The organism is Azohydromonas lata NBRC 102462, assembly GCF_001571085.1.
GTDB lineage: Bacteria > Pseudomonadota > Gammaproteobacteria > Burkholderiales > Burkholderiaceae_C > Azohydromonas > Azohydromonas lata.
The window spans coordinates 1-12492 of sequence record NZ_BCTC01000078.1; the positions used below are offsets into that span (position 1 = coordinate 1).

General features: G+C 68.9%; 10 protein-coding genes. 7 read left to right on the plus strand and 3 right to left on the minus strand.

Annotation, left to right across the window (positions count from 1 at the left end; genetic code table 11):
- The 3 genes from ALA01S_RS21885 to ALA01S_RS35485 all read left to right on the plus strand — a co-directional run.
- Positions 1-408, plus strand: a 408-nt coding sequence (locus tag ALA01S_RS21885; RefSeq protein WP_157119179.1) for an ABC transporter substrate-binding protein, incomplete at its 5' end; no start/stop codon positions are given.
- Between the two features lie 102 nt (positions 409-510).
- Positions 511-1134 (plus strand): Fic family protein, encoded by a 624-nt coding sequence (locus ALA01S_RS35480; protein WP_373863008.1) that lies wholly within the window; start codon positions 511-513, stop codon positions 1132-1134.
- 8 nt (positions 1135-1142) lie between these two features.
- On the plus strand, positions 1143-1883 hold the full coding sequence (locus ALA01S_RS35485; RefSeq protein WP_373863009.1) for a Fic family protein: 741 nt from the start codon (positions 1143-1145) through the stop codon (positions 1881-1883).
- A gap of 326 nt (positions 1884-2209) precedes the next feature.
- Here the strand turns inward: ALA01S_RS35485 and xdhC are convergent, their stop codons facing one another.
- The 3 genes from xdhC to xdhA are packed head-to-tail and all read right to left on the minus strand — an operon-like array spanning position 2210 to position 6923.
- On the minus strand, positions 2210-3016 hold the full coding sequence (xdhC, locus tag ALA01S_RS21895) for a xanthine dehydrogenase accessory protein XdhC (RefSeq protein ID WP_084267807.1): 807 nt from the start codon (positions 3014-3016) through the stop codon (positions 2210-2212).
- Positions 3013-5415: a xanthine dehydrogenase molybdopterin binding subunit gene (gene xdhB, locus ALA01S_RS21900; RefSeq protein WP_066341077.1), complete on the minus strand. Its 2403-nt coding sequence runs from the start codon at positions 5413-5415 to the stop codon at positions 3013-3015. The genes xdhC and xdhB overlap by 4 nt, the downstream gene beginning before the upstream one ends.
- Positions 5416-5432: 17 nt before the next feature.
- Positions 5433-6923, minus strand: a complete 1491-nt coding sequence (gene xdhA, locus ALA01S_RS21905) for a xanthine dehydrogenase small subunit (RefSeq protein WP_066341025.1) — start codon at positions 6921-6923, stop codon at positions 5433-5435.
- 71 nt (positions 6924-6994) lie between these two features.
- Between xdhA and ALA01S_RS21910 the strand changes: the two genes are divergently transcribed.
- From ALA01S_RS21910 to ALA01S_RS21925, 4 genes are all read left to right on the plus strand, one after another.
- The gene (locus tag ALA01S_RS21910) at positions 6995-8020 is read left to right on the plus strand and encodes a LysR family transcriptional regulator (protein WP_066341027.1); all 1026 of its coding nucleotides are present in this window, start codon (positions 6995-6997) and stop codon (positions 8018-8020) included.
- Positions 8017-9309, plus strand: a complete 1293-nt coding sequence (gene guaD, locus ALA01S_RS21915) for a guanine deaminase (protein ID WP_066341029.1) — start codon at positions 8017-8019, stop codon at positions 9307-9309. The genes ALA01S_RS21910 and guaD overlap by 4 nt, the downstream gene beginning before the upstream one ends.
- 155 nt (positions 9310-9464) lie before the next feature.
- On the plus strand, positions 9465-10796 hold the full coding sequence (locus tag ALA01S_RS21920; RefSeq protein WP_066341080.1) for an NCS2 family permease: 1332 nt from the start codon (positions 9465-9467) through the stop codon (positions 10794-10796).
- 170 nt (positions 10797-10966) lie between these two features.
- Positions 10967-12490, plus strand: coding sequence for an ABC transporter ATP-binding protein (locus ALA01S_RS21925; protein WP_066341038.1), 1524 nt, complete (start codon positions 10967-10969; stop codon positions 12488-12490).
- The last annotated feature ends 2 nt before the right edge of the window (positions 12491-12492 follow it).

Consider the following 12492-nt stretch of genomic DNA (forward strand, 5'->3'; position numbering starts at 1 on the left):
GTGAAGGCCAAGCTCATGGGTGGCGACGGCGTGTGCTCGGTGGAGCTGCCCAAGCTCTCGGCCGGCTCTGTGGCCGACGACAGCGTGGTCTGCGCCAGCGCCGGCGGCGTGGAGGCCGCGCAGCGCGGCGCCATGGAGAAGTTCAAGGCCGACTACAAGAAGCGCTTCGGCACCGACGTGCAGATCTACGCCCCCTACACCTACGACGCCGCGATGGTGATGGCCGAGGCCATGGTCAAGGCGGGCTCGGCTGAGCCGAGTAAATACCTGCCGGTGCTGGCCAACATTTCCTACAAGGGCATCACCGGCCCGGTGGCCTTCGACAGCAAGGGCGACATCAAGAACGGCGCGCTGACGCTGTACACGTACCGCGCCGGGGAGCGCACGGAGCTGGGGGTGGTGCGCTGATCACGGTCAACGGCTGAGGTAAATGGCGCGATTCGGGAGAATCGCGCCAAAACCGCGCCACTGAAATGGCGCGATTCGCGCTAAGCGCGCCAGAATCGCGCCATGTCAGACGACATCGCGTCAGATAAAGACTCGGCGGCGGCGCTGCTGAAGTCCATCCAATCCAGCCCCGAAGGGTTGTCCATGCCGGAGCTTCTGGCCCGGCATCCGGGCGTTGCCCGCCGCACAGCGCAGCGCTGGATCAGCCAAATGCTGGATGCCGGAAACATCCGGGCGCAAGGACAGGCCCGGGGACGCCGCTACTTCGGTGCGGAGGCCAAGCTTCCAGCAGCAGAGCCGGACGCCTTCCCGCCAGGCATTCCCCTGGCCCCTGACAGCCGGGACGTCCTGGCTTACGTCGAGCAGCCGCTGACGCAACGCAGGCCGGTGGGCTGGCAGCGCGACTTCCTGGCCGGCTACGAGCCCAACCGCAGCTTTTATTTGCCGCAGCCGCTGCGGCGCCAGTTGCACGAGATGGGCCGCACGGCGCAGGCCGAGGCGCCGGCGGGTACCTACAGCCGCGCCATCCTTGGGCGGCTGCTGATAGACCTCTCCTGGGCTTCCAGCCATTTGGAGGGCAACACGTATTCGCGTCTGGATACGCGCGAGCTGATCGAACACGGCCGGGCGGCGCAAGGCAAGGCGGCGTTCGAGACGCAGATGATCCTCAACCACAAGGGCGCCTAGAGCTGCTGGTGGAAAACATCACCGACGTGGGTTTCAACCGCTTCACGCTCATGAATTTGCACAGCGCGCTGTCGGAAAACCTGCTGCCCAACCCGTCCGACGAGGGGCGCATCCGCCGGCACGCGGTGGATATCGCGCAAAGCGTGTACTGGCCGCTGTCGGCGCCGCAGCAAATCGATGAAGCGCTGGATTTGCTGCTGGACAAGGTGAACCGCATCGAGGACCCGTTCGAGCAGTCCTTTTTCGTGATGGTGCACCTGCCTTATCTGCAACCCTTCGCTGATTTGAATAAGCGCACCTCGCGGCTGGCGGCCAATTTGCCGCTGTTTCGCGCCAACCTCTGTCCGATGACTTTTCTGGACGTTCCGCAAGCCGCCTACAGCCGCGCCGTGCTGGGCGTGTATGAAATGATGCGGGTGGAATTGCTGCGCGATCTCTACGTTTGGGCTTATGAGCGTTCTACGCAGGAGTATCTGGCAATTCGTCAGGAATTGGCGCAGCCGGACCCACTGCGGCTGGCTTGGCGGGAACTCATTAAATCTGCCGTGCGGGAAGTGGTGACGCGGCCGGGGGTGGACGCGGTTTCAATCGTTCAGGGGCGGGTGGCCGAGGCTGTGCCGGAATTGGAAAGGGAGGCGGTGCGGGCGTTGATCGTGGAGGAGTTGAGAAGGTTGCACGAGGGGGTGTTGGCGCGGTATGGGCTAAGGCCGAGGGAATTTCAGGATTGGAAGTTTACGCAGGCAAATTGAATTGTATTTGGCGATGACTGGAAATGGTTTGAGATATTGAGTTATTCGGTGAGGGCGGGGCTTGTTGTGGCAAATGGACTGCACATTGCGGCCTGTAAGTCGATTTATTCCGCCTTCTACTTCGTCATGCCCGCAAAAGCGGGCATCCACGAATACCGATCCAGTACCTTGAAAACGGTGGCCTTGTGTGAGGCAATCCCAAGGCTGCACCTCTGCGCTCGTGGATGCCCGCCTTCGCGGGCATGACGGGTCAGGGTGCGAGGCGGGTTTGATCGATAGGATGCGTTAATACTCAATATCCAATTGATTACTCAATTACTCAATGGTCACTTGCCGCTGGCCACCTGCAGCAACTGCCCCACCACCGAAATCGCCAGCACCTCCGGCTCCTTCCCCTCAATCCCCGGTATCCCAATCGGACAAGTCATGCGCGAAAGCGTTTCAGCCGGAATGCCGCGGGCCTCAAACCTGTGCAGGAATCTCGCCCGCTTGGTCTGCGAGCCGATCAGCCCCAGAAAACAGAAATCCCCGCGCCGCAATACCGCTTCGGTGATCCGCATATCCAGGTCGTGGTTGTGCGTGAGCACCAGATAAAAGGTGCCGGGCTCGGCAATATCAACTTCGCCCTCCACCGCATCCACGCAAACCTTTTCGATGTGCGGCGGCAGCGGCCCTTCGGGAAATTCCTCTTCGCGCTCGTCAATCCACTGCACCTTGCAGTCGATGCCGGAGAGCAAATGGACAATGGCCCGCCCAACGTGGCCGGCGCCGTAAAGCTGCAAGTTGAAGCGCGGCTTGGGTGCCGGCCAGTTCGCCATGACGGCGTCCGTCAGCGGCTCGAAGGCCAGCGTCACCGCGCCGCCGCAGCACTGACCCAGCGCCGGGCCCAGGGGGAAATGCTTTTCACGCGGCAGGGTTTCACCAGCCGCCAGCATGTCCCGGGCGATTTGAATGGCCTGCAATTCCAGGTGCCCGCCGCCCACCGTGCCGGCCACGCGGCGCGCGGCCACCAGCATGCGGGCGCCGGCCTCGCGCGGCGCGGAGCCGCGCGCCTCGGCCACGCGCACTTCAATGGACGGCTCGCCGCGCGCGAGCCACTCGCGCGCCGTGGCCTGCAGCGCGGCGGTGCTCACTGGGCCACGGCTTCCACGGCCGCCGCCACGGCAGCGGGGGTGGCGATGGCGGCGCGCACGGCGTCCACGGCATCCAGCACGGCCTCGGCCGTCGCGGGGGCGCGCAGGGGCGGGTCGACGCGGTGCTGGCCCACGGACGACACCGCGTCCCGTATGGCGTGCCACACGCTGAAGCCCAGCAGCAGCGGCGGTTCGCCCACGGCCTTGCTGCGGTGGATGCTGTCGGCCACGTTGCTGTTGTCGAAAAGCCGCGTGTTGAAGACGGCCGGCGCGTCATTGGCCGTCGGAATCTTGTAAGTGCTGGGCGCGTGGGTGAGCAGGGCGCCGGTCTTGGGATGCCAGATCAACTCTTCCATAGTCAGCCAGCCCATGCCCTGCACGAAACCGCCTTCCACCTGGCCCAGGTCGATGGCCGGGTTCAGCGACTTGCCCACGTCGTGCAGCAGGTCGGTGCGCAAGAGCTTGGATTCGCCCGTGAGCGTGTCCACCACCACCTCGGACACGGCGGCGCCGAAGGCGTAGTAGTAGAAGGGCCGGCCCTTCATGGCCTTGGGGTCCCAGCTCAGGCCGGGCGTCGCATAGAAGCCGTCGCTCCAGAGCTGCACGCGGGCGAGGTAGGCCTCCAGGAGGAGGTCGTCCAGCGGCATGCGGCGCTCGCCGCCCAGGTGCACCTGGTCGTTGGCGAAGCGGATTTCAGCCGCGTCGCAGCCGTGCTTCTGCGCGGCGAAGGCCGTCAAACGTTCGCGGATCTGGCGCGCGGCGTCCTGCGCGGCCTTGCCGTTGAGGTCGCTGCCGGTGGAGGCGGCCGTCGCGGACGTGTTGACCACCTTGAAGGTGTCCGTGGCCGTGACGCGGATGCGCTCAAAACTCAGGCCCAGCTCCTGCGCCACCACCTGCGCCACCTTGGTGTTGAGGCCTTGCCCCATCTCCGTGCCGCCGTGGTTCACCAGGCAGGAGCCGTCGCTGTAGAGGTGCACCAGCGCGCCGGCCTGGTTCAAATGCTGCACGTTGAAGCTGATGCCGAATTTCACCGGCGTGAGCGCGATGCCGCGCTTGAGCACCGGGCTGGTGGCGTTCCAGGCGGCGATCTCGGCGCGGCGGGCCTGGTAGCCGGACGTCGCCTCCAGCTCCGCCGCCAGCGGCGCCATGACGTTGCCTTCCACCGTCTGCCCGTAGGGCGTCACGTTGCGCTCGTCCACGCCGTAGAAGTTGGCGCGGCGCACGGCCAGCGGGTCGCGGCCCAGGCGCCGGGCCACGGTGTCCATGATGTGCTCCACGGCGTAGGCACCCTGCGGGCCGCCAAAGCCGCGGAAGGCGGTGTTGCTCTGCGTGTTGGTGCGCGCGCAGTAGCCGTGCATGGCCACGTTGGGCAGCCAGTAGGCGTTGTCGAAGTGGCAGAGCGCGCGGCCCATCACGGCGGAGGACAGGTCCGCGCTCCAGCCGGCGTTGGTGAGCATGTCCACCTCCACGCCCAGGAGGCGGCCCTCGTCGTCGAAGCCCACGTCCACCGAGAACTCGAACGGATGCCGCCGCCCGGTGACCATGAAGTCGTCGTCGCGGTCGGGCCTGAGTTTCACGGCCCGCCCAAGCTTGAAGGCGGCCAGCGCGGCAACGCCGGCGAACACGGAGGATTGCGATTCCTTGCCGCCGAAGCCGCCGCCCATGCGCCGGCACTCGACCTGCACGTGGTGCTTGGCCTTGCCCAGCATGTGCGCCACCACGTGCTGCATCTCGCTGGGGTGCTGGGTGGAGCAGTGGACCTTGAGGCAGCCGTCCTCCTGCGGCACGGCGTAGCTGATCTGGCCCTCCAGGTAGAACTGCTCCTGGCCGCCCAAGGTGAACGTGTCGCGCAGGCGGTGCGGGGCGGCGGCGATGGCGGCCTGGGCGTCGCCGCGCACCATGTGCATGGGCTGCACCACGTACTGGCCGCGGGCATGGGCCTCGCGGGCGGTGAGCACGGGCGCCAGCGGCGTGATGTCCAGCACCTTCTTGGCCAGCGCGGCGGCGCGGCGGGCCGACTCGCGGTCGGTGGCGATGACGGCGAACACGGCCTGGCCCAGGTACATCACCTGGCCGGCGGCGAGGATGGGCTCGTCGTGGTGGATGGCGCCGCAGTCGTTGACGCCGGGGATGTCGGCCGCGGTCAGCACGGCCACCACGCCCGGTTGCGAGCGCAGCGCCGCCACGTCCACGGCGTTGAGCGTGCCGTGGGCGACGGGCGACAGGCCCAGCGCGGCGTGCAGCGTGCCGGCGACTTCGGGGATGTCGTCCACGTACTGCGCGGCGCCCGCGACGTGCAGGTGGGCGGATTCGTGCGCGCGGGGCACGCCCACGCGGGCGGCGGAGGCCGCGGCGGCGGCGGGGTCGGTGCTCAGGAAGCTTTCAACGGCTCGGTTCATGGTCTTGTCCTCCTGGCTCAGGCCGCGGCCCACACGCTGCCGGCTTGCACCGGAAGAGGCGCCGCATCGGTGCGCGTCTGCAGCCAGAGTTTGAGCAGCAGGTTTTGCGCCACGCGAAGCCGGTAGTCGGCGCTGGCGCGCTGGTCGGTGAGCGGGGTGAAGTCGTGCTTCAGCGCGGCCATGGCGGCGTGGGCGGTGGCTTCGGTCCATGGCTGGCCGATGACCGCCGCTTCAGCGCTGGCGGCGCGCTTGACGATGGCGGCCATGCCGCCGAAGACGAAGCGAGCGGCCTTCACGCGCTCGCCGTCCAGCTCCAGGTTGAAGGCGCCGCAGACGGCGGAGATGTCGCTGTCGTAGCGCTTGGCGATCTTCCACACGCGCACGGCGGCGGTGGGAGACAGCGGCGGCACCTCCATGGCCTGCAGCAGCTCGCCGGGCTCCAGGCGGTTCTTCATGTAGTCCACGTAGAACTCTTCGATGGGCAGCCGGCGCTCGCGCGCGCCCTTGCGCAGCACCAGCGTGGCGCCCAGCGCCATGAGCACGGGCGCGCCGTCGCCGATGGGCGAGCCGTTGGCGACGTTGCCGCCTAAGGTGCCGGCGTGGCGCACGGGCGGCGAGGCGAAGCGCAGGTACACCTCGCGCAGCTCGGGGACGCGCTCGGCCAGGGCCGTCCAGGCGTCCTCCAGCGAGGCGCCGGCGCCGATGCGCAGCGCGCCGCCGTCCAGTGCCTCGATGCGCTGGATCTCCTTGACGTCGCCGACGTAGAGCAGCTCAGGCAGCGGGCGGAACTGCTTGTTGTTCCACAGGCCGATGTCGGTGGCGCCGGCCAGCAGCGTGGCTTGCGGGCGGGCCTCGCGCAGGGCGGCCAGGTCGTCCAGCGAGCGCGGTGCCTCGAAGCCGGGCAGGGACAGGGGCGGCTCGGCCTGGAGCTGCTGGAGCGCCGCGACGATGGGCGCGGTGTCCAGGCGCACGGTGCTCAGGTCGAACATCTTCTGGCCGGCGTCCAGGATGGGCCGGTAGCCCGTGCAGCGGCAGAGGTTGCCGGCCAACTCATCGGCCAGCTCCTGGCGCGTGGGCCGGGTGCCGGCCTCGCAGTGGCGCTCGTAGCAGGCGGTGAGCGACATGGCGAAGCCGGGCGTGCAGAAGCCGCATTGCGAGCCGTGGCAGTCCACCAGCGCCTGCTGCACGGGGTGCAGGGTGCCGCCGGCGGCGGGCTTGAGGTCTTCCACCGTCAGCAGCGCCTTGCCGTCCAGCGTGGGCAGGAAGCGGATGCAGGCGTTGACGCTGCGCAGGCGCAGGCCGCGCACCACGTCCGGCCCCGGCGTGTCGGCCAGCTCGGCCACGACCACCGTGCAGGCGCCGCAGTCGCCCTCGTTGCACCCTTCCTTGGTGCCGGTGCAGGTGGCGTCTTCGCGCAGCCACTGCAGCACGCTGCGGGTAGGAGCGGACTGCACCGACACGATGCCGCCGCGATGGAAGAAACGGATGGGGCGCTGGGGGGTGTTCATGGCCGCAAAGGTACACGCTGGCCTGCCGCGGTGTATACGATGAAGCGCATGTTCTGTATGGGGATGGTCGTATGGCGCAAGCTTCGGCTTTGGACAAGATCGAGCTCCAACTCGTCAAGGTCCTGCACACCGTGATCACCGAACGCAGCGTCTCGCGCGCCGCCCTCAAGCTGGGCAGCACGCAACCTGCCGTCAGCGCGCAGCTGCGGCGGCTGCGCCATCTGGTGGGCGATCCGCTGCTGGTGCGCGCGGGCAGCGGCATGGTGGCCACGCCCCTGGCGCAGGAGCTGCTGGAACCGGCGGGCGAGCTGCTGCGGCACGCGGCCACGCTGTTCGGCGGCGCGGGGGCGCGGGCCTTCGAGCCGGCCACCGCGCGGCAGTCGTTCCGCATTGCCGCCAGCGACTACCTCGACCCGCTCTTCCTGCCCGCGCTGGTGGCGCGGCTGAAGGAGACCGCGCCCAACGTGGACCTGGAGATCCATGCCCTTTCCGGCGCCTACGACTACCGCCGCGCGCTGGCCCGCGGCGAGGTCGAGCTGGTCATCGGCAACTGGCTGCAGCCTCCGGGCGAGCTGCACCTGGCGCGGCTCTTTGCCGACGAGGTCGTCTGCCTCGTCGCCGCGGACCACCCGGCCGTGCGTTACCCGGGCGCCTGGGACGCCGAGCGCTACCTCGCCGCCGAGCACGTGGCGCCCACGCCGCTGCACCCGGGGGCGCGCGGCGTGATCGACGAGTTCCTGGACGCCCAAGGGCTGTCGCGGCGCATCGCCGTGCGCAGCCCGTATTTCGGCCTGGCGCCGCTGATGGTGGCGCGCTCGCGCCTGGTGCTCACCACGGGGCGCCTCTTTTGCGCGCGCTATGCCGAGCGGCTGGCGGTGCGGGTGGTGGCTTGCCCCGTGGCCTTCCCGCCGCTGAGCTACTACCAGCTCTGGCACGACCGCACCCACGCCTCGCCCGCGGCGCGCTGGCTGCGCGAGCTGGTGCGCGACGTGGTGCGCGGGCTGGTCGCGCAGGCGCAGCCCAAGCCCGGCGCCGCGTCGGCGGCCGACGCTTCCTCTCTTCAACCCCTTCAGGACTCCCAGGAGGACTCCGCATGAATAACCGCCTGGCCCTGCGTGCCGATTTGCTGGACATCACGGCCGACCCCGGCCTTTCATCGGTGGACGCGCCCTCGGTGCGCTTCGACCCCGACTGCTGGCTGCTGGTGGAGGACGGCCGCATCGCCGGCCGCACGCGCGAGACGCCGGGCGACGACTGGGACAAGCGCGATTTCAGCGGCCGGCTGCTGCTGCCCGGCTTCATAGACACGCACGTGCACTGCCCGCAGCTCGACGTGATCGCCAGCCACGGCGAGGCGCTGCTGCCCTGGCTGGAGCGCTACGTGTTTCCGGCCGAGCGGCGTTTCGAGGAAGCCGTGGCGGCGCGCGAGGGGGCGGACCGCTTCCTGGACCTGCTGCTGGCGCACGGGACGACCTCGGCCGTGGTCTTCCCCACGGTGCACAAGGTGTCGGTGGAGTCGCTGTTCCAGGCCGCTGCCGGCCACGGCATGCGGCTCATCACCGGCAAGGTGCTGATGGACCGGCACGTGCCGGACTACCTGAGCGACGACGTGGTGTCGGCGCGGGCCGACTGCGTGGAGCTGATCGAGCGCTGGCACGGCCGCGGCCGCGCCGCCTATGCGCTCACGCCTCGCTTCGCGCCCACCAGCACGCCCGCGCAATTGAGCATGGCCGGCGAGCTGCTCTCGCGCTACCCGGGCACCTACATGCACACGCACGTGGCCGAGAACCGCGACGAGGTGGGCTGGGTGGCGTCGCTCTTTCCCGAGGCGCGCAGCTACCTGGACGTGTACGCCTCGCACGGGCTGCTCAACGAGCGCTCGGTGCTGGCGCACGGCATCTGGCTGGACGACGCCGACCGCGCGCTGCTGGCCGACAGCGGGGCGCAGGTCGCGCACTGTCCGACTTCGAACCTGTTCCTGGGCAGCGGGCTGCTGGACTGGGCCAGGCTGCAGGCGGCCGGCGTGGGCGTGTCGCTGGCCACCGACGTGGGCGCGGGGACGACGCTGTCCATGGTCCGCACGCTGGCCGAAGCCTACAAGGTGCAGGCGCTGCAGGGCGTGAAGCTCACGGCCTGGAAGGCGCTTTACGCCGCCACGCGCGGCGCGGCGCGGGCGCTGCAACTGGAGAGCGAGATCGGCTCGCTGGACATGGGCGCCACGGCCGACCTGGCGCTGTGGGACTGGGCGCATGGTCCGCTGGCCCAACACCGCGACCGCCTGGCGCGCGAGCTGCACGAACGCGTGTTCGCCTGGATGACGCTGGGCGACGAGAGGAACCTGGTGTCCGCCTGGGTGGCGGGCACCGAGCGCTGGCGCCGCGCCTGACGGCCCAACGCCTTCCCATCAAAGCGCCACAGAAGCGCTTCAAACCTGTCCGCAAGGACTGAAAAAACCGGAGACAAACCATGGCCCTGTCCGATACCACCGTGCCCGGTGGGCGCATCGTCACGCCTGTAGACATCCCCCCGGAGGCCGCAGCCATGCCCGACCCCGCTGCCGTTGGCGCCAACCGCTCCCTGGTGGAGCGAATGTTCAAGTTGAGGGAGCACGGCACCAACGTGCGCACCGAGCTCATCGCCGGGCTCACCACCTTCCTGACGATGGCCTACATCGTCTTCGTCAACCCCAGCATCCTGGGCGACGCGGGCATGCCGCGCGAGGCGGTGTTCGTCGCCACCTGCCTGATCGCGGCCTTCGGCACGCTGGTGATGGGGCTGTTCGCCAACTACCCCATCGCGCTGGCGCCGGGCATGGGGCTCAACGCCTACTTTGCCTACGTGGTGGTGGGCGGCATGGGCTACCCGTGGCAGGTGGCGCTGGGGGCCGTCTTCATCTCCGGCTGCCTGTTCCTGTTGGTGACGGTGCTGCGGCTGCGGGAGTGGATCATCCGCGGCATTCCGCACTCCTTGCGCGTGGCCATCACGGTGGGCATTGGCATGTTCCTGGCGCTGATCGCGCTCAAGAGCGCGGGCATCGTCGCCCCGTCCAAGGCCACCTTCGTGACGCTGGGCGACGTGCACCAGACGCCGGTGCTGCTGGCCGTGCTGGGCTTCTTGTTGATCGTGGTGCTGGACCGCTTCCAGGTGCGCGGCGCCATCCTGATTGGCATCGTGGCGGTGACGGCGCTGTCCTTCCTGGTGGGCGGCAACCACTTCAAGGGCGTGTTCTCGGCGCCGCCGTCCATCGCGCCGACCTTCATGCAGCTGGACGTCAAGGGCGCGCTGGCCGGTGGCGTGCTCAACGTGGTGCTGGTCTTTTTCCTGGTCGAGCTGTTCGACGCCACGGGCACGCTCATGGGCGTGGCCAAGCGCGCCGGTCTGCTCAAGGAAGGCAAGATGGACCGCATGAACAAGGCGCTGCTGGCCGACAGCGGCGCCATCTTCGCCGGTTCCATGCTGGGCACGTCCAGCACCACGGCCTACATCGAGAGCGCCACGGGCGTGCAGGCCGGCGGCCGCACGGGCCTCACGGCGGTGACGGTGGCGGTGCTGTTCCTGGCCTGCCTGTTCATCGCGCCGCTGGCCGGCGCCGTGCCCGCGTATGCGACGGCGCCGGCCCTGTTCTTCGTGGCCTGCCTGATGCTGCGCGAGCTCACCGAGCTGAACTGGGACGACAGCACCGAGGTCATCCCCGCCGCCGTCACGGCGCTGGCCATGCCCTTCACGTACTCCATCGCCAACGGGCTGGCCTTCGGCTTCATCACCTACGCCGTGTTGAAACTGCTGACGGGGCAGGCCAGGCAGGTGCACTTCATGAGCTGGCTGATCGCGGGCGTGTTCCTGCTGCGGTTTGCGCTGCTGGGAGGGCATTGAATACAGGGATTGCCGGCACGAAAGCTGCAAGTTGTATACGGCCGGGCCGGTACCGCGTCACGCGCGGACCGGCCCGTGCACCGTGCTGGGGCTGGAGCCTCGTGCGGCCATAGCACAATTACACCTTTTGCCGGTCCCCCTTTGCCGGCATCCCTGGGAGTTCAGCGTCCATGTTGCGCCTGGAGCTGGTGGGCATCAGCAAGCAGTACCCGGCCGTCAAGGCCAACGATGGCGTCAGCCTCCGCGTCGCACCCGGCCAGATACACGCCGTGCTGGGTGAGAACGGCGCCGGCAAGTCGACGCTCATGAAAATCATCTACGGGGCCGTGCGTCCGGACGAAGGAGAAATCCGCTGGAACGGCCGCCCCGTGCAGGTGCGAAATCCGCACGAGGCCAGGGCGCTGGGCATCTCCATGGTGTTCCAGCACTTCTCGCTCTTCGACACCCTCACCGCCGCCGAGAACGTCTGGCTGGGCCTGGACAAGTCCATGGCGCTGCCGGAGGTGGTTTCGCGCATGCGCGAGGTGTCCAAGGAGTACGGGCTGGAAGTGGACCCGCTGCGTCCCGTGCACAGCCTCTCGGTGGGCGAGCGCCAGCGCGTGGAAATCGTGCGCGCGCTCATGGGCCGGCCGCAGTTGCTCATCCTCGACGAGCCGACCTCGGTGCTCACGCCGCAGGCGGTCGAGAAGCTGTTCGTGACGCTGCGCCAGCTCGCGGCGCAGGGCTGCTCCATCCTCTACATCAGCCACAAGCTCGACGAGATCCGCAGCCTCTGCCACCACTGCACGGTGCTGCGCGGCGGCAAGGTCACGGGCGAGGTGGACCCGTCGAAGGAGACCAACGCCTCGCTGTCGCGCCTGATGATAGGCAGCGAGCCGCCGCAGTTGCGCCACGCCGCTTCCACGCCGGGCGTGGTGGCGCTGGACGTGCAGCGCCTGAAGCTGGAGCGCCAGGACGTGTTCGGCACCACGCTGCAGGACATCGCGCTGCAGGTGCGCGCGGGCGAGATCGTCGGCGTGGCCGGCGTCTCCGGCAACGGGCAGCAGGAGCTCATGGCGGCCCTCTCCGGCGAGGACCGCCGCGCCGGGCGCGGCAGCATCGCGCTGTTCGGCCAGGACATCGCCCAAGCCTCGCCGCGCAAGCGCCGCAGGCTGGGCCTGCACTTCGTCCCCGAGGAGCGCTTGGGCCGCGGCGCGGTGCCCACGCTCTCGCTGGCTGAAAACGTGCTGCTCACCCGCACCGAGCCCGTGGGCGCCGCGGGCTGGCTGCGCAAGGGGCAGGTGAGGGCGCTGGCGCAGTCGCTGATAGAGCGCTTCAACGTCAAGGCCGGCGGGCCGCATTCGGCGGCCAAGAGCCTGTCGGGCGGCAACCTGCAGAAATTCATCGTGGGCCGCGAAATCGACGCGAAGCCCAAGCTCCTGATCGTCTCGCAGCCCACCTGGGGCGTGGACGTGGGCGCGGCGGCACAGATCCGCGGGGAGCTGCTGAAGCTGCGCGACGCGGGCTGCGCGCTGCTGGTGGTGAGCGAGGAGCTCGACGAGCTGTTCGAGATCAGCGACCGGCTGGTCGTCATCGCCCAAGGGCGCCTGAGCCCAAGCATTCCCACCGCGCAGGCCACGATCGAGCAGATCGGGGCCTGGATGAGCGGGCTGTGGCCCAAGTCCGAGTCCGAGTCCGGGGCCGTCGCGGCCTGACC